This is a genomic window from Paraburkholderia sp. BL6669N2 (assembly GCF_003387275.1).
GTDB lineage: Bacteria > Pseudomonadota > Gammaproteobacteria > Burkholderiales > Burkholderiaceae > Paraburkholderia.
The window spans coordinates 1,363,730-1,386,985 of record NZ_QUNA01000001.1 but is presented as its reverse complement, the minus strand read 5'-3'; the positions used below and the strand labels follow the sequence as shown (position 1 = coordinate 1,386,985).

At 60.2% G+C, this 23,256-nt stretch carries 20 protein-coding genes and 3 pseudogenes; 16 read left to right on the top strand and 7 right to left on the bottom strand.

Features of this window, described 5'->3' with window-relative positions:
- The first annotated feature begins 210 nt into the window (after positions 1-210).
- Positions 211-672, top strand: a pseudogene (locus tag B0G80_RS06275) (hypothetical protein).
- 180 nt (positions 673-852) lie between these two features.
- Here B0G80_RS06275 and B0G80_RS45715 read toward each other — a convergent pair.
- The gene (locus tag B0G80_RS45715; RefSeq protein WP_181919918.1) at positions 853-1,146 is read right to left on the bottom strand and encodes a hypothetical protein; all 294 of its coding nucleotides are present in this window, start codon (positions 1,144-1,146) and stop codon (positions 853-855) included.
- Positions 1,147-1,445: 299 nt separating this feature from the next.
- Here B0G80_RS45715 and B0G80_RS06265 point away from each other — a divergent pair, with 299 nt between their 5' ends.
- The 4 genes and pseudogenes from B0G80_RS06265 (at position 1,446) to B0G80_RS06245 (ending at position 5,213) form a co-directional block, all read left to right on the top strand.
- Entirely contained in the window at positions 1,446-2,630 is a 1,185-nt protein-coding gene (locus B0G80_RS06265) for an EAL domain-containing protein (protein WP_181919917.1), read from the top strand.
- Positions 2,631-2,655: 25 nt separating this feature from the next.
- Positions 2,656-2,853, top strand: a pseudogene (locus B0G80_RS06260) (LysR family transcriptional regulator); the annotation flags it as partial.
- Positions 2,854-3,534: 681 nt separating this feature from the next.
- The gene (locus tag B0G80_RS06250) at positions 3,535-4,722 is read left to right on the top strand and encodes an EAL domain-containing protein (protein WP_181919916.1); all 1,188 of its coding nucleotides are present in this window, start codon (positions 3,535-3,537) and stop codon (positions 4,720-4,722) included.
- Positions 4,723-5,003: 281 nt separating this feature from the next.
- Positions 5,004-5,213 carry a hypothetical protein gene (locus B0G80_RS06245; protein WP_116117404.1) on the top strand — a complete coding sequence of 70 codons (210 nt, stop codon included), beginning with the start codon at positions 5,004-5,006 and terminating at the stop codon, positions 5,211-5,213.
- Between the two features lie 129 nt (positions 5,214-5,342).
- Here B0G80_RS06245 and B0G80_RS06240 read toward each other — a convergent pair.
- A pseudogene (locus B0G80_RS06240) lies at positions 5,343-5,729 on the bottom strand (IS21 family transposase); the annotation flags it as partial.
- A gap of 174 nt (positions 5,730-5,903) precedes the next feature.
- Between B0G80_RS06240 and B0G80_RS45710 the strand changes: the two are divergent.
- On the top strand, positions 5,904-6,344 hold the full coding sequence (locus B0G80_RS45710; RefSeq protein WP_181919915.1) for a hypothetical protein: 441 nt from the start codon (positions 5,904-5,906) through the stop codon (positions 6,342-6,344).
- Between the two features lie 275 nt (positions 6,345-6,619).
- Here B0G80_RS45710 and B0G80_RS47960 read toward each other — a convergent pair whose 3' ends face one another.
- Positions 6,620-6,976, bottom strand: a complete 357-nt coding sequence (locus tag B0G80_RS47960; protein ID WP_181919914.1) for a DUF5372 family protein — start codon at positions 6,974-6,976, stop codon at positions 6,620-6,622.
- Positions 6,977-7,054: 78 nt separating this feature from the next.
- Positions 7,055-8,488, bottom strand: coding sequence for a glycerophosphodiester phosphodiesterase family protein (locus B0G80_RS06225; protein WP_220377442.1), 1,434 nt, complete (start codon positions 8,486-8,488; stop codon positions 7,055-7,057).
- 538 nt (positions 8,489-9,026) lie between these two features.
- On the opposite strand from B0G80_RS06225, the gene B0G80_RS06220 reads away from it, so the two are divergent.
- Positions 9,027-10,139, top strand: coding sequence for an IS110 family transposase (locus tag B0G80_RS06220; RefSeq protein ID WP_116117401.1), 1,113 nt, complete (start codon positions 9,027-9,029; stop codon positions 10,137-10,139).
- Between the two features lie 370 nt (positions 10,140-10,509).
- Here the strand turns inward: B0G80_RS06220 and B0G80_RS46665 are convergent, their stop codons facing one another.
- From B0G80_RS46665 to B0G80_RS06205, 3 genes are all read right to left on the bottom strand, one after another.
- Positions 10,510-10,854: a hypothetical protein gene (locus B0G80_RS46665; RefSeq protein ID WP_258878975.1), complete on the bottom strand. Its 345-nt coding sequence runs from the start codon at positions 10,852-10,854 to the stop codon at positions 10,510-10,512.
- 550 nt (positions 10,855-11,404) lie between these two features.
- The gene (locus B0G80_RS06210; protein ID WP_116117400.1) at positions 11,405-11,944 is read right to left on the bottom strand and encodes a LacI family DNA-binding transcriptional regulator; all 540 of its coding nucleotides are present in this window, start codon (positions 11,942-11,944) and stop codon (positions 11,405-11,407) included.
- Positions 11,945-11,958: 14 nt separating this feature from the next.
- A complete protein-coding gene (locus B0G80_RS06205; RefSeq protein WP_181919913.1) occupies positions 11,959-13,158 on the bottom strand; it encodes a hypothetical protein in 1,200 nt (399 codons plus the stop codon).
- 224 nt (positions 13,159-13,382) lie between these two features.
- Between B0G80_RS06205 and B0G80_RS06200 the strand changes: the two genes are divergently transcribed.
- From B0G80_RS06200 to B0G80_RS06160, 9 genes are all read left to right on the top strand, one after another.
- The gene (locus B0G80_RS06200; protein ID WP_116117398.1) at positions 13,383-16,193 is read left to right on the top strand and encodes a TonB-dependent receptor; all 2,811 of its coding nucleotides are present in this window, start codon (positions 13,383-13,385) and stop codon (positions 16,191-16,193) included.
- Between the two features lie 59 nt (positions 16,194-16,252).
- Positions 16,253-16,990: a MotA/TolQ/ExbB proton channel family protein gene (locus B0G80_RS06195; protein ID WP_116117397.1), complete on the top strand. Its 738-nt coding sequence runs from the start codon at positions 16,253-16,255 to the stop codon at positions 16,988-16,990.
- A 2-nt stretch (positions 16,991-16,992) separates the two neighbouring features.
- Entirely contained in the window at positions 16,993-17,391 is a 399-nt protein-coding gene (locus tag B0G80_RS06190; RefSeq protein ID WP_116117396.1) for a biopolymer transporter ExbD, read from the top strand.
- Between the two features lie 9 nt (positions 17,392-17,400).
- Positions 17,401-18,108 carry an energy transducer TonB gene (locus tag B0G80_RS06185; protein ID WP_116117395.1) on the top strand — a complete coding sequence of 236 codons (708 nt, stop codon included), beginning with the start codon at positions 17,401-17,403 and terminating at the stop codon, positions 18,106-18,108.
- Positions 18,109-18,154: 46 nt separating this feature from the next.
- On the top strand, positions 18,155-18,877 hold the full coding sequence (locus B0G80_RS06180) for a DUF1868 domain-containing protein (RefSeq protein ID WP_181919912.1): 723 nt from the start codon (positions 18,155-18,157) through the stop codon (positions 18,875-18,877).
- Positions 18,878-18,921: 44 nt separating this feature from the next.
- Positions 18,922-20,238, top strand: a complete 1,317-nt coding sequence (locus B0G80_RS06175) for an extracellular solute-binding protein (RefSeq protein ID WP_116117393.1) — start codon at positions 18,922-18,924, stop codon at positions 20,236-20,238.
- 97 nt (positions 20,239-20,335) lie between these two features.
- Positions 20,336-21,181, top strand: a complete 846-nt coding sequence (locus B0G80_RS06170) for a carbohydrate ABC transporter permease (RefSeq protein ID WP_116117392.1) — start codon at positions 20,336-20,338, stop codon at positions 21,179-21,181.
- 2 nt (positions 21,182-21,183) lie between these two features.
- Complete coding sequence (locus B0G80_RS06165; protein ID WP_116117391.1) at positions 21,184-22,101, top strand: ABC transporter permease subunit; 918 nt, start codon at positions 21,184-21,186, stop codon at positions 22,099-22,101.
- The gene (locus B0G80_RS06160; protein ID WP_116117390.1) at positions 22,098-23,228 is read left to right on the top strand and encodes an ABC transporter ATP-binding protein; all 1,131 of its coding nucleotides are present in this window, start codon (positions 22,098-22,100) and stop codon (positions 23,226-23,228) included. The genes B0G80_RS06165 and B0G80_RS06160 overlap by 4 nt, the downstream gene beginning before the upstream one ends.
- Positions 23,229-23,256: the final 28 nt, after the last annotated feature.

Here is a 23,256-nt window from a genome sequence, read left to right as displayed (position 1 = left end):
AGGCGCTGTTGTGAGCCTTGCTGGCACGAATTCCGGACCGGCAACGCTTGCCAAATGACCTACCTCACGCGGGCCAAAAACTTTCGCGTTCTCGCCGACTTCGGATTCGCGATAAGGTTGTCCGTCTGAAAGCCTTGCCAAGTGCACTTCTGATGCTAGAAATGACTGTCTACGTACGTCCGAACTTGCGTTCGCTGCCCGCAGCCGCGCGTGCAGCGCAGATTGACGTCCAGAAGCACCGCAAGCGCGCACGGTGAGAAGGCCTACTTCGACGCGCTCCAGATCCCGTCGGTGGCCGACACCGATCCGGAAGTCGCGTGGGCCGGCAAGACCGAAGAGCAGTGCAAGGCCGAAGGCATCAAGTACGCCAAGGCGTGTTCCCGTGGGTGGCATCGGGCCGCGCGATCTCGAATGGCCGCGACGAGGGTTTCACGAAGCTGATCCTCGACGAGAAACCCATCGCGTGATCGGCGGCCGCATCATGGGCCTGATGCGGGCGAGCCCATCAGCGAAGTGTGCCTCGCGGTCGGGATGGACGCGGACGCGGAAGACATCGGCAAGACGATCCATGCGCATCCGACGCTCGGCGAATCGATCGGCATGGCCGCCGAACTGTACGAAGGCGTTTGTACCGATTTGCCGCCGAAGCGCGAAAAGGCAGGTCCGAAGTAAACGTTGGTCCTCGGGGTCTGTCAATCACGTGTAGCAGCGAGCCAGTCACTATCTTTGATCTTCAGGATCGCCGTACTGTGACCTTCACAAAGGATGAGGAAGTTATGACGATTGTGGGAATGTCATTGAGAAATATGGTGGAGGACTGGCTGGCGCCCGACCCGAAGAGAGGGTTTCGGGTCAGCCACTACGGACGATCCAGCAGGGGACGTTATGTTTGCGTCGTCGCAGATAACGGCGGCGGGTCAAAGGCGATGTTCTTTTTTCGACACCGAAACGGAAAATGGTGCATTTTCCCACCCGATCCAGAGAGACCTGCCATGCGCATCGCTGAAGTTTCGTATGCCCGGGACTGACGGCGAAACCAGGCTCCAGGCTGAACATTCGGAGCATGGTCGGCGCAACCGGCAATGCGCCAGGGACTTTCTTCGTGTGCTGTGGGTGAGCGCCGTTGATGGCGATCAGTTTTTCCACGTCCCGATTCGTGGTTGCGTGGCCGGTTCGCTGCGATCATCGAACACGTGCCGGCCGGGAACCGGTGAATGCGTGTTCCGCGCCACGCGTGGCTACGCGGCGTGCAATGAAAAGTACGTGTGGACGTTTAGCATACCGAGGTGATTATGGCATCCAAAAATCCTGCTCACGAGCTGCCCAGATCCGCGTCGATCCGGCCTGCCGGGCGGGAGGGCGATGATAGTAAGTGCAACGCGTGCAAGGAGAGATTCGATGATCAGCGACAGACGGAAGATCGTCCACGTTCTTACCAGTGGTCGATGCCCACACGAACCGACGCGCAGGCGGAGCCTGCCGGATCGGTCGGGGAGCTCTGCGTCGTCGCCACGATCGTAAATCTGCGCGAGATTGAGCAGGTGTATGGCGAGACGACTGCACTTGGCGTGCGGCATGCCGTCTATGAGCGGGCCCGGGCGCTCTCACGATCAGGGAGGGCTACCGTTGCAACAACCGGTGCGCATATCGTTTTTATCTTCGACCTGTCCTACCTGTCCTACAAGGGCAGCGCGTCGGAGCAGTTATGCGGGCCCCTCATCGAGCACCGGGTAGTCAAGGTACTTGGCGCGCACGCCGTACCACTGGGAGACGCGGCCATCATGCCTGTCGTACGCGCGTCAGCGATGCGCTCCGGGTATCAACCATTTCAGGATTTCATCGATGCGGCAAACCTGGCGACTGCGGGCCATCACTGGTGTGAGCGGTACAGGGCCGATATGGTGGTGGCTGCTGCCGTCTTCGCGGCACTCGAGGAGAAAAGGCTCGATTTCGATCGGGAACCCGTTTGCGCCGCCGGCGATTCGCAGGATGTAACGTACTACGAGGTACTGCTTTGCGAGATAAGGAACGGCCAGCGCATCCGTATCGGTAGTCTCGTGGGGGCCGTTGAGCGCCTGGGGATGGTGAGGCGGCTCGACGAATGGGTGGTCGACTCGACGATCGCCGCATTGCGCCGCAATCCTGCGCTGCGACTCGGATGTAATGTGTCCGCGCGTAGCGCCACACTCGATGCGTGGTGGACACCGATCGCCTCACAGTTGCATGCAGACAGATGCCTTGCTTCGAGGCTGACGATCGAGATTACGGAAACAGCCGCAATGACGTCGACGACAGAGGCACGGAACTTCGTCAGGACGTTCCAGGCTCTCGGCTGCCAGATGGCACTGGATGACCTGGGCAAAGGCCACAACAGTCTGATCGCCCTGATCGGGCTTGGCGTCGATATCGTCAAGATCGACCTGCGTTGCCTCCAACAGGAAGGCGGCACCCGAAGTCCCCTGGGTCTGCGTCCGCTTATCCAGTTCGCGAAGACTTACGCGGCGAGCGTCATCGTCGAAGGCATCGAGACTGAGGACGACGCGCAACAGGCGCGGGAGTGCGGGGCGACCTGCCTTCAGGGCTATCTCTATTCAGGTCCTTCGCCAAACACTGGTGCGGAACGTGGATGAAACGGTGTTCATGAAAGTGGGCGCGATGTTGAACATGATGGAGCTGGAGACGTTTGCTGCGGTGGTCGAACATCGCAGTTTCACGCAGGCGGCGGTCGCGCTGAATATCTCCTCTGCTGCAGCGACGCGCCGCGTCAAGCGGCTCGAACAGTCGATCGGGGCGCTGCTGCTGCTCCGCGAACCGACGGTGATACCGACGAAAGCGGGCGAAGACCTTCACAAACGATGAGGAAGTTATGACGATTGTGGGAATGTCATTGAGAAATATGGTGGAGGACTGGTTGGCGCCCGACCCGAAGAGAGGATTTCGGGTCAGCCGTTACGGACGATCCAGCAGGGGGCGCTATGTTTGTGTCGTCGCAGACAATGGGGCGGGCTCAAGGGCAATGTTCTTTTTTCGCCACCGGACCGGTCATGGTGCATCTTCCCGCCACAGCCAGAAAGACCCGCCATGCAGGTTGCGGGGAATTGTGTTGAACACGAAAGCGTAAATCAATAGGCCGACGGAGCTGTTACCCGGACTATGCTCCGCTTCCCTTATCGTTGCCTCCTTGGAAGGGTGCAATGGTTAAACCGATACCCGATGATGTCTTGTGGTCACTAATTCAACTATCTTTGCCGCCGATCAAGCGGCAGCGCGCTTGATAACCCGCATGTGCACCTTTGTGCTGCGGCGCAGTGCTAAAGAACCTTCTGTCCGTGCACGTCCCGGAGTGATTCGACGAGCAGTGAGCGGTAGAACAGCCTGCGTGCACGAGCTTGCCTTCCGTCACGCATCGCGGCCTACGGTGCCGCGATGAGCAATCGCCTTCGGCTCGTCCGCCGGCCAACGGAGGTCAGATCGCTTTCGATAGCGGAGGAGGAAAATGTGCAGGGCACATGCGAGGCAGCGAACGAAAGTCCGGTGTCCGAGAGCACCGCACGCAGGAATTCACTGTGCATCGTGGCGTCAATCCGTAACCTCGCGCACATTGAAAGCGCTTACGGCACCGCAACCGCGCTGACCGTCAGGCATGTTGTATGCGGACGCGCTCGCGATTTCTGTACGCGGGAGTCGGGCATCATGACGCGCAGCGGAGAGCAGATTGTCGTTCTGATTGACCGTGCTGTTCCTGAAGACGTGGTGAAGGCTCACGCAGTTTGCAGCGACCATCGCATGCTCGAAACGGTCGTCGCGGCGCTCGGTGACGCGCCGGTGTGCACGTCGATGGGCCCGATCCGCGCAGCCATCGGTGCATCGATCCCGACCTGCGACGGCACACCGTTCGACCCCGAAAGCGAAGCATCCGCGGAGATGCGCGTGGGCACCAGGAAGTGGCGGACCGGATACGCGCGGGACATGGAGATTGCCGGGGAACTGCTAGGCGCGATGGAACGCGACGAGTTGTGCTTCCGCTACGAGAAGGTCTGCAGCGCGACGGACAGGGAGAGCGTCAGCTATTGGGAGGCGTTGTTGTGCAGGACCGGAAATGGGGTGCCGGTCAATGCAGGCAAGTGGGTTCCCGCGCTCGAACGGCTCGGACTGGTGAGCCGCCTCGACAGATGGGTCGTGACGGCCGTGATCGATACGTTGCGCGCGTATCCGGGCATGTCGTTAGGCTGTAACGTGTCGATCCAGAGTGCGACGCTCGGCGGCTGGTGGTCGACGGTCATCGAAACGCTTGCCGGGGAGCCTCAGGTCGCGGCACGGCTCGTCATCGAGTTGACGGAAAGCGCGCCGCTGACCGACATCGACGCAGTCGCGGACTTCGTCCGGGCGCTGCAACAGCTCGGATGTCGCGTCGCGCTCGATGACATCGGTGCGGGCTACAGCTTCGTGAGGAGTCTTATGGAACTGGGCGTGGACATTGCAAAGGTGGATGGTGGATATCTGCACCAGGCCCGCGCGAACGGGGCCGCGAGAGCGCATTTGAGTGCACTGATCCGTCTGGCGCAGACATGCGCTTCCCACGTGGTGATCGAACGTGTCGAGGACGAGGAAGACCTGCACGTCTCCCAGGCCTGTGGCGCGCATTGGGTTCAGGGATATCTCTTCGAGCCCATCTTCGCCGCCGGTTTGGCACAATCCGCGTCTGAGCCCGAACGGGACTGATGCGCGAGATGGAAGGTCCTGCGGGAGAAAGGAGAAGTCATGAGCGACATCTATCAGTGCAAACCTGGAAGTGGCGTGCCGGTCGTCACACAGCCCATCCCTGGCACGCGGACCTGCAGGCCCGCCTGCAATTTTCTTCTTCCGCGACAAGGACCGCGCTTGATGCGTCTTCCCGCCTGAGTCCGAACGTCCGTGATGGAGTGTTTCGCGCAAGTGGAGCGCGATAGAGGATCGACCGGCCATCAAAGCCGGGCAAGTCCGGGATTGAGTGGAGTACAGAAATGTTTGAGAAATCGAAGCCGCTAACGCCCGAGTACGCCCGCGAGCTGGAAGTATGGACGTGCGCCTGGTACGACGAAGCCGTTGCAGCGAATTTCGTGCGCCGGCCGTATCACCCTGACGCGACGATCATCAAACGTCTTCAGGACTTCTTCCACGCCGGCCTGACGCCGGCTGAAGCCGCAGTGGCATGCTTCGGAAGGAATCACTGAACGGTGTCGTCATCGCGTCCCCGCTCGGCAAGGATGGTCCTGCGGAAGGCAGACAACGATCCGCAGACGCAATGAATGCCCAGCCCGTTACACGCGTGTATTAACCACTGGAATCGGGCAACAACTTTCAGCGAAGGTGTAGCCCAACGTCGCAACGAACGCCGCGAGCATGCCGAGTTTGTGCCCCGGCTTACGAAATTCAATCCAGTCCATCTGCATCTGATGTCCCGGCTCTGTCTCGAATCTGACCACCGGGTCGGGGCGCGCAGCGGGTCGAAGCTTCTGCAGATACTCCTGCACCCGGCGTAACCCGCCCGTGTAGCCGCGCTCCTCAATCTCCCGCTTGAGCACCGTCGCCGGAATCCAGTCCGGCTTCGCTGCTTCGACCCGGCCCTGCAGATAGGTCTTGAAGGGCGCAAGCTTGCCGACGACTGGCTGACGGGTCCTACGCTGCGGCGGACCCGATTCCAGATACTTCCTGACTGTGTTGACTGCCATGCCGGTCTCGACCGCGATGTCCCGGAGGCTGTTTCCCTAGCGACGCAGAATCTCGATTTCCATGTACTCCTCGTAGCTGATCACGGGCCGCCCAAAAGGAGCAACCCTACAACGAGGTGTATCAATTCCTAACTGCGTTGCTGTATCAATTTACAACTGCGCGCGACATCTGCTGGCAGAGCCTCCCCCGGTATGGCCGAAAGCATCACCTCATACTGCGCGACGACGGTGCGCGAAAGCGTTGGCGATCTGGCATCGGCTCTCGTTATCCCGCCGTTTTTTTTCACCGAAGGCACGTTCGATCGTTCTTGGATGCACATCGAGACCAAATTCAATGCGAACCAGTCTTGCCAGTTCGCGTGCCCGAATTGGCCCTCCGGCGACAAGCCATGTCTTGAGAAACGCCAACACGTCACCCTGGATCTTGTGTGGACCATGTGGCCCTCGCTTCCTCGGCACCAGTCCCGCGATCCCACCTTCCTCGAAGTCCGTCCGGGCCTGAAAAAGGTCGGTCGGGAGACGCCGTATTCGTCGGAAACAGACGTCACCGATGCCTTCTCGACGGAGACGCGGCGCAACATCTCGTACTTCACCTGCAAGGCGTCGTGCGGGTCAAAAAAACTCCCTTCCTGAAACTTGGGGTCCAGGACGTTCTCCGGCATCGGATTCAACGCGCCGTCCTCTGCGAGAACGTCGATCTTCGAACGCTTGAGTTCACTGGGTGGGGGCACATTCAGCTCCAGATGATCAAAAGACTTTATGTAATTGAATTATGTCGAGCTTGAAGTTTCGTCAAGGTCAATCGCTGTTGACGAAAACGATAGAGATAGGTGTGAATGCGAGACTTCATCCACGTCACGCCGAGCATGTGCGGCTTTGATTACTTTACATATGCGGTGAAATTAGGCTTACAGGTAATTGGCGCTATCAGCTCGCCAGTGCGAGGAGAGGCGTGTCACGAGGCAATCAAGCTCCATCAAGTCCGCTACCGTGAACAGCGCACGTTCTTGCTCCATGCTGACTTCAGGATCAGGCTCGCTCATATCGGTCCACTTCGGAAGAACGGAGCAGAAGCTCTTGTCGTCGATGCGCAGCAAGAGACGCTTGCCGGAGCGGTTATAGCGCTCGCCAACGCAGACGAGCTGCCGGCCACCTAATGGATGGAAGGGATGAATTATGCGGACAAGCTGCGCCGAGGTAGCAACAAGGCCTGCATCCCGAGCTATGTTACAAACGCCTGGAGCGAGGCCGTTTAGTCTGACCACTGGGGTTCACCCCTGCCGCCCTCATTGGTATCGAGTTCCGCCGGAGAGCTGCTTGTCTTCGATTGCCCTTCAGGCTAGCTAATAGTATCTTCTCGTGTCGCGAAGTCCAGAACGGCTTGTGGCAGCTGCGGCAGCGGATGGATCGTCTGTAGTGATCGACGTAAAACCGTTCTCGAGTTGTAGCTGAACGATGGGGCGTCTATCCACTATTTCATTACCGAAATGCGTAGTATGTGTCAGGTAGTCGTCGAGGCTCGCGCAGCAGGTACCATTGCTGCGGATGTACCATTTGCCGTCGTTCGAGTCTTGGCGGTACTCCTTCACCGGACTGAAGGCTCCCATGGCTTTGCGCCCGGCACGGACATGCTTCACCAGATCAAAGGTGGGATCGCCGTTTTCAGGGTTCTTGTTGCCGACTTCCACCCAAGCAAAGTTACTCTGCTTACTGGCCTCCTCCAACCAGGAAGTCACCAAACATTTGTGATAGTAGGCCCAGGCTAGTCCACAGCTCTGATCCTTGTGCAGGCTGCTAATGGTGTCTTCGTCGCTAGCGTAAATCATGGGCACGAAGGCTACGCCTTTCGTGTATTCGTGGATATTCCGCGGCTCGGCTGCCACTAACGTGGCAAAGAACTTGAGAACCACCATTTTCTGCATACTTCGCGTGATGGCTATATCTGCCGCACGAGAAACTGCATCCCGGCTCTTGAGGTCTAGTATTACCAGCATGTGAGGGTAGTCTTTTTTTACGCTGTCCAAGGCCGACTCAAGAGAGAGGGCACTGAATCCCGTCCCTTCGAATTGCTTATCCCGCAACATGATTCTGTTGAGATCTCTATCGTAAAGCGAAAAAACCTCGGCATTCCACCCTTTGCCTGTATAGATATCAAAATTTGAGCCGGCAGCAACGCGTCCGACGTTATAATCATGGAACAGGTATGGCGTTCCCTCGCTGCTTTGCTTGACATCGAGTTCAATGGCCTCGATACCGTTCTCATAGGTACTTCGAATCGAGCAAAGCGAATTCTCGGGACAACCACTGCTAACGACGCCACGGTGAGCGACAATACCTACTGTCCTCTCCATTTCGCCAGAACCGGTATAGGGGTTCTTGAACGCTTCGAGAATATGCTCCGGATTATAGTTCGCTCGACCATCTGCCAAGGCGGCGCCAGTCAGCGCTGTATATGTCAAAAAGGCGGTGCCGAGCAGCCGACCGCTCCATTGCATTGAATAACATTTCATCGCGATATCTTCCTTGGTTGTCTGGTTGAAGCTGTCTTTTGGAAACGGAGAAGTCGGGAACCCGTCGCCGATGCACTCTAGTTTTCTGCCGACGCGCTCGAAATGGATCGATGCGCGGTAGACGTCGACAGGGTACGCAACAAATGTACCAGCGACGAAATGGCTAAAGTCCTGGCTGATCGCAACACGCAGACGCAGGCGGGCCGGGCTGGCACCAGTGTGGTTGCGACAAAATGTGCGATTTGTCGGAGAGTCGACGTCGCGCACTGACCACGCGAGAGGGGTGCTCTTCTATAAGCAGAAAGTTGCCAAGGTAATTTCCAAACTGACTTGTGAATCGTCGGCATGTCCCTCCTGGAGTAATCGTACTTTTTCGTGAAAATATAACGGTTTCGCCTGAAAGCCTTTTCTGAAAAGGCTTTGCGGACGACTCAGGCGCCCGCCGACGGACTCGGAAAGCTGCTGCGGCAACATACGACTGGCTGCGAGTTCCGGTTGAAGCGATCTGGTGGGGGCAATGGAATGGGTAAGCGGGCGAGACCAGCCGCGTCGAGGAGGGAGGGCGAGGCAGTTTGGTGTTGTCATGGATGTGTTTCCGCAGGTTGAGGACGAACGGGATCACGGCGCGCTGCGCCGGACATGAAGCATGGGCCTCAACCGTCAGATCAATTACCGCAATAGACATAATGGTCGCTGCTGATTGAACACCGCAGGGGCCCGTCTCGGGTATCGTGGGTTGCGCACCGAAGTGTGCCGAGCCACATACGCCTGGGTGGGCCAGGCGCAGAACTTCAGGAGACGGGCCATGGACAAGGTTATCAAGTTTTTTGTCGGTCTGGACGTGCACAAGGACAGCATCTCAATTGCCATATGCGAACCCGGTCGGGAACCTGCGCGGTTTGCCGGCACCATCCGGCATGACGTGCCGACGCTGCTCAAGGTTTTGCGCAAGTACGGCGAAGCCGCACAGGTCAGCATGGTGTACGAGGCAGGGCCAACCGGTTATGGCCTGTATCGCGAGCTCGCCGCTCATGGCTACGAATGCCAGGTGATCGCCCCCTCGCTGACGCCACACCGCGGCGGGGACCGGATCAAGAACGACCGTCGCGACTGCCTGCGCCTGGCCGAACTGTCGCGAGCCGGTGAACTCAAGGCAATCTGGATACCGGATGCTGCGCACGAAGCACTGCGCAACCTGTGGCGTGCCCGCGAAGATGCCGTGAACATGCGACTCAAGGCCCGTCAGCAACTCAAGGCATTCCTGCTGCGCCAGGGACGCGTCTACCCGGGCAAGACAGCGTGGAGCCGCATGCATCTGCGCTGGCTCGCCAATCAACGGTTTGAGCAAAGCGCCGATCAACTCGCGTTTGCCGAATACCAGCATGCCGTCGAGGACACCCACGCTCGCGTGGAGCGACTGAGCGGTGCACTGGAGCACAGCGCACTAACTGAACAGGTCGCATCGGTAGTAGCTGCACTACGCGCCCTGCGCGGCATCGATACGGTCAGTGCCATCGGACTGGTAGCCGAGATCGGTGATATCGGGCGTTTTGCCACTGCCCGCCAGCTCATGGGCTACCTCGGGCTGGTCCCCTCGGAGCATTCCAGCGGTGGCACTGTGCGACGCGGTGCGATTACCAAGACCGGCAACGCGCACGCACGTCGCCTGCTTACCGAATCGGCGTGGAACTACCGGTTCGCACCGCGCGTGAGCAACGAGCTGCGCACGCGTCAGCGAGCGCTCGCGCAGCCGATCCGCGAACACGCCTGGAAGGCACAGGTTCGCCTGTGCGCGAGGTTCCAGCGACTGCGTAGCCGCGGCGTCCAGGCCAACAAGGTATGCGTCGCCGTGGCGCGCGAACTGGCCGGCTTCGTCTGGGAGATCGCCCGCATGGCGCCGTCTATTGCGACGCACTGAACGGCAGCACGGCATCAGATAAAAGGGTAATCCGGCGATGCGGTACGGCTCACGATAGGAAGAATCCTCGTCGACATTATGTACAGAAGGCCTGCGGGCAACCTGCGTCACTAGAGCGAGGCAGCTTCCCTGACGGATCGATGCACGGTGGTAACCAACCCACGGATATCAGTCTGATCCATCGTCGCTGCAACGGACTTGTGCCGCATCGTCCGATTACCCTTGGGATTCACAATTGCTTCTCTATTGACATGCAGCGACCATATCAGTGTCGTAGATTGATCATCGTGTAGGCCATGATCTTGAATGCGTAGTGCAACTGAATGAAACGATCGAAGCGAAGTAGCAGGCGACGAAACCTATCTTCCCATTAGAACACGCGCTCAATGGTACGAACCCGCTCTTTAAAAATGGCCAGATCGAACAACGCCTTGCGACCTCGCTTTATGCGTTTCCTGCCGCTCGGGTTCGGATTGATGTTGGGCACCATCCCGCGGTTGAAGATCGCCTTGCGGTTGGCGCGACAATCGTAGACGCCGTCCAGGCTGACCACGGTGTCACGCGGGTCCAGCCTGGCTTCACGGTCAATCCGCATCACCTGCGGCAACGCGTCATGCAGCAGGGGCGACTCGTTGCGATTGCCTGGCGCCGACACGAACGGGGCGAGCACATTGCAGTTCCGGTCACAGAAGACCACTAGCTTGACACCCTTCATGTGCTTGTGGCCGCGGAAGCCAATATTTTCGCCGCCGTCGGGGTCCCGTCGCCATTGATGACGCTGGTGTCCGACAACTGGTCGTGGCTAGTCCGCACCACTGACGCGAGGAAGACAGCGTCGAAACATTCGCTGCCCGCCATCGCCGAAAGGCCCGATAGATGCGTGTAGTGAACTTCAGGTCGGCCTTCCGATCCTTCTCGATCGGCAGTTCCTTCCACTTTCTAAGTTCTCTCTTGATGACGCTGCCCTCGCCAAACCAACCTCCCGGCGGTACCCCCGAGAATGTGCAGCCTTTGCCGTTCATGCTGTAGATGGCGAGCTTTATCGGACCGGCCGATACACTTATCCAATGTTCAGAAGATGCAAGACGGTGTGCGACGAACGCGCCCATCAACGGAGGCTGCATGGGACCGCGACAAGGTAAGGTCTTGATCATTCGATGTAGGGGATCGGTACCGGCCGCACCGCGAAACTGAAGCATACAACCGGTCAGCGTCGGATCTTAGGTCAATTCTGCGCGCCGGGCTTGTGCTTATCTTGCTTTCATTCATTCATTTTCTCCGTTCCCGGGGACTTGCCGATAGCGTTGCATTGTCATCTGGATGACAGACACCATCGCGCGCGAGAGGCTAGGGAGGATGCTGCGGCCATACGCGACGAACGGAATGTGCATTTTCGCAAGATACCGCAGCCGTGGGTCATTTAGTTTCGTGCGTGCGACCACCATGCCATCGACGCGGCGTTCTTCAGTCATCCGCTCGTAGGTACGGAGTTCGTCGGCGTTAGAGGCCGAGGCAATGATCAGATACATGTCGGCGCGTTCGAGGCCCCTATTCATGCCGGACACGATGTCGAGGAAGTATGGATCTCCAAGGTCATGCGCCATGAGCGGGTAAATGATGCCAATTGCCTCGGCGCGCCCGGTTGCCAGGTGCCGGGCGACCGGATTGGGGCGGTAGCCAGCGCTAGCCGCAACTGCAATGACTCGCTCACGGGTCCGCTCGCTCACCTCCGGGTAGCCATTGAGCGCGCGGCTGACCGTGGTTCGCGATACCCCAAGCTTGTGAGCAAGGTCTTTCAGATTCATCGCGGGTCCTGGTTCTACCGCTTCCCCACCAACCTGTCAGGGCCTCCGACCCCGTAGCGCGAAGCGTCAATTTGCAACCGGCCATTGTCAAGTACATGGACGGGCATCGGGTCCGAGATCTCCCCGAGGAACTGGCCGTTTTTGCTGAATTTCAGAAACGCCATGAAGTGCAACGTACCGTCCGGTGCGTGCACCACCCGGCCGGAATACAGCGAGCCCTCTGCATCGCCAACCAGAAAGTCCTCCTCGACCAGCTTCCACTCACCAAGCGGATGATTGGCGATCAGATAGTGGGTGCCTGTCATCGGTTCGGACATGCGCTCGCTGCAATACGTAGGCTCGATATGGTTCTTCGCAGTGCAGAACAGGCAGTACCAGCGGCCCTGATGCTCGAAGATCTGCGGTACTTCCATTTGCCCGAACACCTTCGAACGGAACAGCGGGGGGCGCAGTGACCAGTGTTCGAGATCGTGCGACACCGCATGTCCGAGCACGCCGCGTCCAATAGCCGGACCAACAGGCTCTCGCGCAGTGAACACCATGTGCCACCCGTCGTCGTTCGGGACGGCGAAGATCCAGGGATCGCGGAAGGCCTGGTCGTGCCACATAGCCGTATCGAGCGGTTCGTACCACGAGGGATCGATGTCCAGTATCGGATTGTGCGCGAGCCGGTCCCAAGTGTGCAGATCGTCGGATACAGCCGCACCGATGCGCTGCACCAGACCGCGACCCGCATGGTTCGTGCCCGTATAAAACATCATCCAGCGCTGCTGTGGCGTGCGGACGATCGATCCAGTCCAGGTGGTGTAGTCGTCCCATGCGGGCGAGCGCGCTGGATGTAGCGCGGTCCCGCGTTCCGTCCAGTTGATCAGATCGGTGGAAACCGCGTGACCAATCGACACGTTCCAGTGCCGCTGCTCGGGGTCACCGATTGCCTTCGGGGCATTGAGAAAAAACATGTGGGTGAGTCTGCCTTCCTGTGCAAACCAGAAGTCCCACACCCAACGATCCTCAAGGCGAAATGCCATCGCTGCTGTCCTTATCTGGGCGACACGGTCGGTTGTTTCGATGTGGACCGTGCCGGGTTGCGCGCTGTCTGGCGCGAATATCGACGCCCGGTCGTCTACCGATGGTTGGGCACGGTGGCCGGCCCGCGAATAATACACATTATGGTTATATTTGGCCATGAAGTCATCGAAATATTGAGGATTCACTCTCTCTGACTCTACCGCATCCACCCATACAAGCCGAGATTTTGCGCGCGTTCCGAGCATAATGGCTAGCTGAGAACTGTTTTCCCACGCGTGTCACGATTAATACACATATGGAGTATTAATATTCGTTCGGCCGTGCTGGGCTATGTCTGGCCGGCCCGGAGCAGCGAAGGCTCGTCGAAGTTTCGCGACTGACCATACACATGACACATTCGGGAAGAACCATGTTCGATCAGCAAGTCGGCCGCCGTTACTGGCGCCTTTCTGCGATTGCGTTCGCGACAGCGGCAGCGTGGTCATCGCTGGCCTGTGCCGCGACGCAGGTTCCGGCGGACGACGCGGGCGCTACCACGACCGGTGAACAGGCTACGGATAAAAACCACCAGGTCCAGCGCTTCGGTCATGTCGACGTCACGCGCAAGCGCGGCGCGAACAGTGCGGCCGTTGCAACAAAGCAGACGCAGGACCGGGTGATGGATGTTTTGACGAAGGAGCAGATAGAAACCTTGCCGGATGCGACCGTCACCGACGTGGTGAAGCGTGTCGCCGGCGTATCAGTAAGCTTTAACCCGGACAACGTTAACGGTCGCGATGAGGCGCAGTTTGTCGCGATACGCGGTTTGGACGCGAGCTACAACAATATTTCGTTCGACGGTGCGCCGATGGCCTCGACCGACCAGACGAGCCGTGGCGTACGCACGAACATGCTGCCGTCGTCGCTCGTCAAACAGGTGGAGGTTTTCAAAACCTGGCAGCCAGACCAAGACCCGAATGCGGTGGGTGGGTCGGTGAACATCGTCACGCGCAGCGCGTTCGACAATGGCGGCAAGCCGTATTTCAGCGCGACGGGAGCACTCGGTCATGCCGACGGAACAGGCAAGGTTCTCTCGGGGGCCGAAGGCCTTGCGCGCAAGGCGGATATGGCGTGGAGCGCGACCTTTGGTCCGACCAACGCGCTCGGCCTTGTGATCGCAGCGAACTACGAGAAGCAGAACACGTATTCGCTGGGCCACATGACCACGGACAACATCTTCTACAACTTCTACAATGCGAACGGCTCGCTCGCGAACCCGGCGGGGACGGGTGGTCCGAACCTCGGCAACGGCATTCCAGTACCGCAGCAGTTCAAATACTGGCAGTACCATAAGAATCTCGAGCGGCAGGGTGTCGATGCGAAGCTCGAAGCGAAGTTCACACCGGACGTCTACGGTTTCGTCTCGCTCGGCTACAACGTCGAGAATATGCATGAGTTGCGCGATGAGAACATCATCGACGTGGGGCGCACTACGGGGGTCTCTAACAACCCTGTAATTAACCAGACGGCGACCTCGGGCCAGTTCGCGCTTGGCGAGGCGGAAGCGGGCGTGCAGCAAAGCAAGATCGACCGTACTGTCCAGAACGTCCAGGGTGGTCTCGACTGGCGCCTGGGCGATGATCGGATGTTGTCGTTCCGCTCTTCGTTCTCGAAGGCAAGCCAGTGGAATCCACAGACGGCTGCGAAGTACATCTATGGCAACCTGAAGTACGGTGCGTCCGGCACGCAGCCGTCTATAGTCGGCTTGCCGGGCATGGCGACGACCTACGACACATCCGGATTTGATCCCGCTGTGACTGTCGTGAATCCCTCCGGCTTTGTGAACCCCGCAAACTGGCAGGCTCTCTACTGGCGTACCGACAACATCCAGATTGACGACAGGGTAGGCGATCTGAAGCTCGATTTCCGCCAGAACATGGACCCCGATTCGCGCGGACTGGGCTATGCCATTGGCGTCAATTATCGCAGCCTCGGCCACAACTATAACGAAGCGTTCAACGCTTACTTTCCGACGGGCAGCGGAATCACGATGGCAGGCGTCGGCGGTCCGTCGGGGACGACGCTGCCGTACAGTAACGGACTGCCGTTCATGACCATCGACCTGAACAAGGCCTTGCAGCAACTGCAAGCCAATAGCAACCTTGTTGCGGCAAACGTCAACAACCTCGCGAGCAGTCTGCAGAACAACTACTCGCACACGGAGCAGACGGCGGCAGGCTACGCGATGGCATCATGGCGCACGGACCGTCTGAGCGCGATGATCGGGCTGCGCCAGGACGACACGCGTCTGTCGACGACAGGTAATGTGCGCAATACGGTGGGAGGCACGACCACATGGCAGTCCGTTACCAACGATTCGAAGTACAACTTCACGTTACCGGCGGCGTCGCTGGTTTTTGACGCGACGCCCGCAGTGCGTCTGAAGGTCGCTGCCAGTAAGACCATCGGGCGGCCGACCTATGACGATTACGCGCCCAACACGTCAATCTCCGAGGGCTCCGACGGATCGCTGACTGTCGTTACTGGCAACCCGAACATCAAGCCGCGCGAATCGACGAACCTCGATCTCTCGGCGGAATGGTATCTGCCGCACTCGGGCCTCGTCTCGCTCGCAGCATTTCACAAGCAGATCAAGAACGAGATCTACAACCTGACGAGTCAGGGGGCGCTGTTCTACGATGGCTTGACCCGTACAGCATCGATCACGCAGCCACTCAACTCGTCGAGCTCGAAGCTCGACGGCATCGAACTGAACTTCGTGCAGAGCTCGCTCGGCTGGCTCACGCCGTACCTGCAGGGCTTCGGCTTCAGCGGCAATCTCACGGTGTTGAGCGGCCGCCTGAACGCGATCACGTCGTCGGGCAGTACGCGCACGATTCACCGCCTCGTCAACCAGCCCGACCAGATCCGCAACTTCAGCGTGTTTTACAACTATCGCAAGTTCGGCATCACGGCCGCGTACAACTGGATCGGCACGAGCCTGCGTGCGGTCGATGCCAGCCTGCCGCGTCAGGACGTGTACTGGCAGGCACGCAAGGAAATCGATCTGCAGGCGCGCTACGACATCGGCTCGGGCTGGCAGACGTTCTTCGAGGTCGCGAACCTGACCGGATCGCCCGTGGTCGCCGTCACCGGCCAGAACCACAATCTGCTGAAGGACAAGTTCTCCATTGGCCGGACCTTCTGGCTCGGTCTGACCTATACCCCGAAGCATCTTTGACCATCGGCCAGGCCCCGCAACGGACTGGCCATGTACCGAATTTTTTTCAAGGACTCGACATGAACATGTTGCAGCAATTTCTCAGCCTGAGCACGCAGTCGGCGGGCATCATCCCGGTCCTCGCGCTGCTTTTTCTCGTAGTGCTGGCCGTCGCGATCGAGCGCGCGGCGTTCTTCGCGAAGGCGGCCCCCTCGGGTGCAGAAATCGATCATCGCCTGAACACGCTCGACTTTGGCGACGACCGCTCGGTGAATGAAGTCGCGACACGCTACCGTCCCACGGTCTACGGCGCGACGTTGCAGGCCGTCGTCGAGGCACGCTCGCTGAATCCCGACGAGATGGACCGCTATATCGACGAGGCGATCGTACGCACGTTACCGCAACTCGACAGGCACCTGTGGATGCTCGATACAGCCGTGACGCTCGGACCGCTGATCGGTCTGCTCGGCACGATCATCGGCATCACCGAATCGTTCAACGTGCTTGGCGCCGCAGGGCCGAGCGCAGGTGCCGTGACGGGCGGCATCGGCCATGCGCTGATCGCGACGGGCTGCGGTCTGCTGGTGGCGATTGTCGGTGTTGCGGCGAACGGCTACTTCGCCAAGCGGGTGCGGCTTGCGATACTGCGCCTTGATCTGATCAAGCTCACAAGCGTCAAGCGCACCCATCTGGTGGGCAGAAACACGGCGGGTACTGCTGGCATCGCGGGCACCGCCGACACGCGTGAGCGTCAGGGGCAAGTGGCGAGCGTACGGGCGATGCCGCGCACGATGGCATCCGATACGTCGGGAGCGTGATCATGAGCCGCACTCGTTACCTCGAGTCGCACGAACCGCGCATCGAGATCGTGCCGATGATCGACATCATGATGTTCCTGCTGATTTTCTTCATGGTCACGATGCTGAAGATGATCGATGCGAGTGGCGTCAAGATCAACGTGCCGCACGCAGCATCGGCTGCGCCGCTGCCAAAGGCGACGCTCACGATCACGGTGAAGAAGGACGGCAGCCTGTTCTTCGAAGGCAAACCCGTGTCCGCTGACGTGATGACGCAGACCATCCGTGGACGTGCTCACGATGCGAAGGTCGACGTGCTCATCGCGGGCGACAAGGATGTGGTGCTGCAGGATCTGCTGCACGTGATGGACCTCGCGCACGCGGCGGGTGTCGACGATGTCGGCGTCGCGGCCGTGCGCTGAGGTTCAGTCATGAAGACACTTGTTTTGCGAGCGCTCGCGCCACCCGAACTCAAACCCGGTATGCGTTGGCCCGCTGCGTTTGCGATTGCGCTCGTCATTGAAGGTGGGCTGATTGCGATATTGGGGCGCGTTCCGGTGCAACCCGTTGCCGAACCGCCGCCGCCACCGAAGGTGATGAAGGTCGTGACGATCACTGACGCGCCCGTCGATCCCACACCGCCGCAGCCGGCTAGGAAGGCGCCACCCGAACCGCCCAAGCCCGCGCCTGTGCCGCACCGTCCCACGCCGATGCGGCACGTAGCGCCGACACACAGCGCGATGCCTGCGCCAGCCGTGATACGCGCGCCCGTCGCCACCCAGGCGCCCGCCACTGTGCCACAGGCGGCGCCCGCCGTTGCGCCGGACATCGCGAAGCCAACGCGTGAGGCACCGCCTGCCGCATCGCAGGCGCCAAAGGTCCGCAAAGGCATTGTGCCCCTCGTGAGGGTCGAGCCGGATTATCCGCCGCGAGCGATGGCCAGCAACATCGAAGGGTCGGTGATCGCGCACGTCACGATCACGCGGGACGGGAGCGTGAACGCTGTGAGCATCGTGCACTCGGATCCGCCGAAGGTCTTCGATCAGGCTGCGATCAACGCGCTGATGCGCTGGAAGTTTTCTCCCGGCGACGCCGATGTGGTCGGCGAAGTCGAACTGCGTTTTTCGCTGAGCGAATGACGTACTGAACTGACATCAACAAGCAAGACAAATGCAAACAGCAGGCATGAACACTATCGACGTCCCTGAAGTACCGTCCATCTCGCTGGACCATATCGGAAAGAAGTTCGATTCGAATGGCAACGTGTTGCGTTATCCCGGCAATACGCTGGTGTGCCACGTGCCTCTTTTCACACCGCTATCCGATGCGCTCGTTGCTGTGCGCGACACGATGAAGTCGAGTCCGTTTGTATCCTCGCTGAGCTTTCTGCCGCCGCAGAGCTATCACATGACCGTGTTCGAGGGCGTCGCAGATCTGGAGCGCGGTAACGACCGCTGGCCAACCGATCTGCCGCATGACGCGAGCGTTCCCGAGTGCACGCGTCACTTCGCTGCGAAGCTCGAATCATTCGATCTGGGATGCACGTTGCCGCTGCGTCTCAGGGTGGCCGATCGTGCGAACCAGACGCACGTTGGCTGCATGAAGCTCGTACCCGTCGATGCGGCGGAAGAGCGCAAGCTGCGCGATCTGCGCACGCGGCTCGCCGAGTGCCTGTTGCTCAGGACGGCATGGCACGATCACTATGAGTTTCATATCACGCTGTCGTATCTGGTCCGTCCCATGACGCCCCACGTCACTCGTGCGTGCCTCGATCTCGTCGGCGGCTTCTATGAACGTGTGGGCAAGCTGCTCGATATCATCGAACTGGGCGCGCCCGAGTTCTGCGTGTTCGACAACATGTATGCATTCGACAACCAGTTCTTCCTGCGCCGGATCGCATCGCAATGAGCGGCAGTCACCCATCCCTTCCCCTTCCCGAACGGGAGCGCGCAATGATACGCATGCCAGGCGTCGTCGTGGCTGTGCTGTTCGTGCTCGGTGCGTCGCCGTCGATGGCGACGACCATCCAGTTCTGGTACGGCCATACGGGGACTGCGGCGGCCGCGATCCAGACCATGTGCAACGAGTTCAATGCGTCGTCTCCTGTGGACAAGGTGCACTGCGTGTCACAGGGCGCGTACGAGCAGACGATGCGCAAGACGGTCGCGGCGTACCGCGCGGGCAGGCAGCCGGCGCTCGTCGAGATTTACGACGTTGGCACGGCGGACATGATGCTGAGCGACGCTATCTATCCGATGGACGAGATGACGGCGATCGTAGGCAAGCGGATTGATACATCCATCTATGCCGATGTGGTGCGACGGTATTACGCATCGTCGGACGGGCGGCTCTACTCGCAGCCGTTCGGCGTGTCGACGCTCGTGCTGTACGCGAACGCTGCGCGGCTCGCCGAAGTCGGCGTGACGAGTACGCCTTCGACGTGGGAAGCGTTCGAGGACACGGCGCGCAAGCTGCAGGCCGCAGGCGCCAGTTGTCCCGCTGTCAGCGACTTTTCGCCGTGGAAACTGTTCGAGCAGCCGGCGGCCGTGCAGGGCGTGCCGCTCGCGAGCGGTGCCAACGGACGTCAAGGGCTGTCCGCGCGCTATGTGTTCGCGGGCGGTCCGATGAACCGCTGGATGCGCGACGTGCTGCGCTGGCGCAAAGCAGGGTTGCTGCTCGATGCGGCCGACACGCGTACGGGCAGCCAGGCGATCGCTTTCGCGAATGGTGAGTGTGCGATGTCGATCGATTCGACGGGTGCGATGGGCGTCGTCACGAGCATCGCCAAGGTGCGCCCGCTCGTGGGCATGATGCCCGTCTATGCAGGCGCGGCGCGGTACCACACGGTGATTGGCGGCAGTTCGATCTGGGCGATGAAAGGCCAGGACCTGGCCAGCTATCGCGTCGCCGCAGCGTTTTTGGCCTTTCTGCGCGAGCCGCGCAATCAGATCGCTTTTGCGCTGAAGACCGGCTATTTGCCCATTACGCGGGCCGCGCAGGCGATGTTATCCGCGACGTCCGATCAGCGGGACGTCGGGCGGCTGCCGATCGCAGCAGGCGTGATGTCGCTAAACGCGCCGGGAAACGAAAACAGTCTGGGTGAGCGGCTCGGCTTCTTTTCGCAGTTCCGCTCGATCTGGTTCGAAGAAGTGCAGCACGCGTTTCACGGTGACAAGCCGATGGACGATGCGCTGCTCGATGCACAGACGCGCGGCAATGCGTTGCTGGAACGCTTTGAGGCGACCTATAGGGACAAACGCCTGCCCTGACGAAACGCGAGCGCGCTTGCCGCGGACTGCCCGACACGCAAACTTTCCATTCCCAATGAAACCAAGCGCCAAATTCCCAGGTTGCCGGATACCGCTGATGCTCGCGCTGCCGCAGCTTCTGCTGGTGGCTCTGTTTTTCTACTGGCCGGCCTGCAAGGCTGTCTGGTGGTCCTTCAATCTCGTGCGGCCGTTCGGCAACGGCTCGATCTTCGTCGGACTCGACAACTATGTTCGCATTCTCTCGGACGTCACCTTCTACGCGTCACTGCGGGTAACGGCTTTATTCGCGGTGGCGGGCGTTGGTTCTGGCGTGCTGATCGCGCTCGTTCTCGCCGGCTTCGCGGATCTGAACCTGCGCGGTAGCGCAGTATTCCGCAATCTGCTGATCTGGCCGTATGCGATTGCGGGAGCGGTGCTGGGCGTGATCATGCGCTTCATCGCGAATCCTGTCGTCGGACCGCTTGCTTACCTCAACATCGTTCACCCCGGACTGTGGACACCGCAGTCCAACGGAAGTGAAGCGATTGCCATGATCACGCTCGCGTTCGCGTGGACCCAGGTGCCGTTCAATTTCGTGATCTTCGTTGCCGCGCTACGCTCGATCCCGCAGGACTATCTGGCCGCTGCCGCCGTCGACGGCGCCGGGCCCGTGCGGCGCTTCTTCGATATCAAGCTGCCCATGCTCAAACCTTTCATCCTGTTCGTGACCGTCGCCAGCATGATCGAGGCGATGACGAACAGCTTCGGCATCGTCGATACGCTGACGGCGGGCGGTCCCGCAGGGGCGACCAATATCATCGCCTACAAGATCTACTCGGACGGCTTCGTCGGGCTTGATCTTTCCGGTTCGTCGACGCTTTCCGTGATCCTCATGTTCTTCATCATCGCGATGACGTTCGTGCAGTTCCGCATCTTCGAACGCAAACTCGATGGGGGAAACTAGTCATGGTCGAACGTCATCCCGGTCTCAGGCTTGTTGCCTATGCGGTGCTGCTGCTCGGCGTCGCGCTCGCGCTCGCGCCAATCTATCTGGCGATCTGCGCCGCCTCCGTGTCGAATGCATCGCTGCTGGGCGAGGGGATCGCGCTTCTACCCGGCGACCACCTGATCGACAACCTGCACGAGGTCGCGCGCCGTATCGACATCGGGCGCATGCTGTTGAACAGCTTCGTCGTGTCGTCGGTCGTCGTGATCGGCAAGCTCGCGTTGTCGTCGATCACCGCCTATACAGTTGTGTACTTCCGCTCGCGGTTCAGGCACGTGATCTTCTTCGGCGTGTTGGCGACCCTGTTGCTGCCGGTCGAGGTTCGTATCGTGCCGACCTACGCGGTTGCCTCCGATCTCTTCGAGCCGCTGAAGACGATCCTCGAAGCCACCCATCTCGATACCATACTGGCCACGCTGACGGGGCTGCGCTTCACGGCATCACTGAACCTGCTGGATACCTACGCTGGCCTCACATTGCCATTGGTCGCGTCGGCCACGGGGACGTTCCTCTTCAGGCAGTTCTATCAGACCGTGCCCGCGGAGCTGTCCGAGGCGGCGCGGCTGGACGGTGCGGGGCCCCTGCGCTTCTTCTTCGACATCCTCCTGCCGCTCTCGAAGACCAATTTCGCGGCACTGGGCACGATTGTATTCATCTCAACGTGGAAGGATTATATGTGGCCGCTGCTGATGACAAGCCGGCAGGACATGCGCACGATCGTGCTTGGTGCTGCGAGCTTCGTGCCGACGGAAGCAAGCCAGGCACCCGAGTGGAGTCTGATGATGGCCGCTGCGCTGGTCGGCATCGCGCCGCCGCTGGTGGTGATTGCGCTGATGCAGCGCTGGTTTGTCAAAGGTGTCACGGGAGTCGGCAAATGATGAGTGATCGCGCGAACAGTCGGGCGGCCGGTATCGCGGTCGCGGGGGTGACGAAGGGGTATGACGGTCACACGATAATGGCGGACCTGAACGTCGTTTTCGAGCCGGGCGAGCTGACGGTCGTACTCGGTCCATCGGGATGCGGCAAGTCGACGTTGCTGCGCATCGTGGCCGGGCTGGAGCCCGTCACGCATGGACGCATCTTGATAGGCGGGGAAGATGTCACGCTGCGCCCGCCGGGCGAGCGCGGCTGTTCGATGGTGTTCCAGCATTACGCACTCTATCCCCACATGAGTGTCTCGGACAACATCGGTTACGCTCTAACGCTCGCGGGATTGCCGCGCACGGAGCGCCAGCGGCGTATTGCCGATGCGGCCAGCATGCTGGGGCTGACGGAGCTGCTAAAGCGGCGCCCGGATCAGCTTTCCGGCGGTCAGCGCCAGCGGGTGGCGATCGCCCGCGCGATTGCCCGTCAGCCCGCGATCCTGTTGTTCGACGAGGCATTGTCGAACCTCGACGCGAAGCTGCGGCACGAGATGCGTATGGAATTGCGGCGGTTACATAAGGAGATCGGCGGAACGACGATTTTCGTTACACACGACCAGACTGAAGCGATGACGCTCGCCGATCGCATCGTCGTGATGAATCGCGGATGCATCGAACAGATTGGCACACCAGGCGACATCTATCATCGGCCACGCACGCCGTTCGTCGCGAGCTTTATCGGCAGTCCGCCGATGAATCTGCTCGAAGCGACGCGCGCGCCGGACGGCGGTGCGGTGTTGCCGGATGGGACGGCGCTGCCGCTTGTAGAACGGGCGTTGCCAGGCGACAACGAGGCGGGCGGTGCTCGCATCCTCGTCGGCATCCGCCCCGAAGCGTTTGTGGTGCGGCACGACGCGAGCGGTCTGCAGTGCACGCTTGAAGCGATTGAGGACCTGGGCAGTCATCGGCTGCTGTATTGCCGGCTTGGACGGCAGCGGATCATCGCGACACAGCGGGACGCCGCTGACTACCGGACGGGCGACCGGCTGTCTCTCGGTTATCGGCCTGAACATGTGACACTGTTCGATGCCGCGATGGGCGCGGGTCTGACGATGCCGGGCTTCGCGGAGGCGACGGCGTGAGGCGACGCGGTCACGCCGCAGTGGGTGG

Bases quoted from the DNA above. Each gene is read 5' to 3' on its own strand.
- B0G80_RS06265 (WP_181919917.1), top strand. From the start codon at position 1,446: ATGCCCACACGAACCGACGCGCAGGCGGAGCCTGCCGGATCGGTCGGG.
- B0G80_RS06245 (WP_116117404.1), top strand. From the start codon at position 5,004: ATGTTTGAGAAATCGAAGCCGCTAACGCCCGAGTACGCCCGCGAGCTG.
- B0G80_RS45710 (WP_181919915.1), top strand. From the start codon at position 5,904: ATGGCCGAAAGCATCACCTCATACTGCGCGACGACGGTGCGCGAAAGC.
- B0G80_RS06220 (WP_116117401.1), top strand. From the start codon at position 9,027: ATGGACAAGGTTATCAAGTTTTTTGTCGGTCTGGACGTGCACAAGGAC.
- B0G80_RS46665 (WP_258878975.1), bottom strand. From the start codon at position 10,854: ATGAAGGGTGTCAAGCTAGTGGTCTTCTGTGACCGGAACTGCAATGTG.
- B0G80_RS06210 (WP_116117400.1), bottom strand. From the start codon at position 11,944: ATGAATCTGAAAGACCTTGCTCACAAGCTTGGGGTATCGCGAACCACG.
- B0G80_RS06200 (WP_116117398.1), top strand. From the start codon at position 13,383: ATGTTCGATCAGCAAGTCGGCCGCCGTTACTGGCGCCTTTCTGCGATT.
- B0G80_RS06195 (WP_116117397.1), top strand. From the start codon at position 16,253: ATGAACATGTTGCAGCAATTTCTCAGCCTGAGCACGCAGTCGGCGGGC.
- B0G80_RS06190 (WP_116117396.1), top strand. From the start codon at position 16,993: ATGAGCCGCACTCGTTACCTCGAGTCGCACGAACCGCGCATCGAGATC.
- B0G80_RS06185 (WP_116117395.1), top strand. From the start codon at position 17,401: ATGAAGACACTTGTTTTGCGAGCGCTCGCGCCACCCGAACTCAAACCC.
- B0G80_RS06180 (WP_181919912.1), top strand. From the start codon at position 18,155: ATGAACACTATCGACGTCCCTGAAGTACCGTCCATCTCGCTGGACCAT.
- B0G80_RS06175 (WP_116117393.1), top strand. From the start codon at position 18,922: ATGATACGCATGCCAGGCGTCGTCGTGGCTGTGCTGTTCGTGCTCGGT.
- B0G80_RS06170 (WP_116117392.1), top strand. From the start codon at position 20,336: ATGCTCGCGCTGCCGCAGCTTCTGCTGGTGGCTCTGTTTTTCTACTGG.
- B0G80_RS06165 (WP_116117391.1), top strand. From the start codon at position 21,184: ATGGTCGAACGTCATCCCGGTCTCAGGCTTGTTGCCTATGCGGTGCTG.
- B0G80_RS06160 (WP_116117390.1), top strand. From the start codon at position 22,098: ATGATGAGTGATCGCGCGAACAGTCGGGCGGCCGGTATCGCGGTCGCG.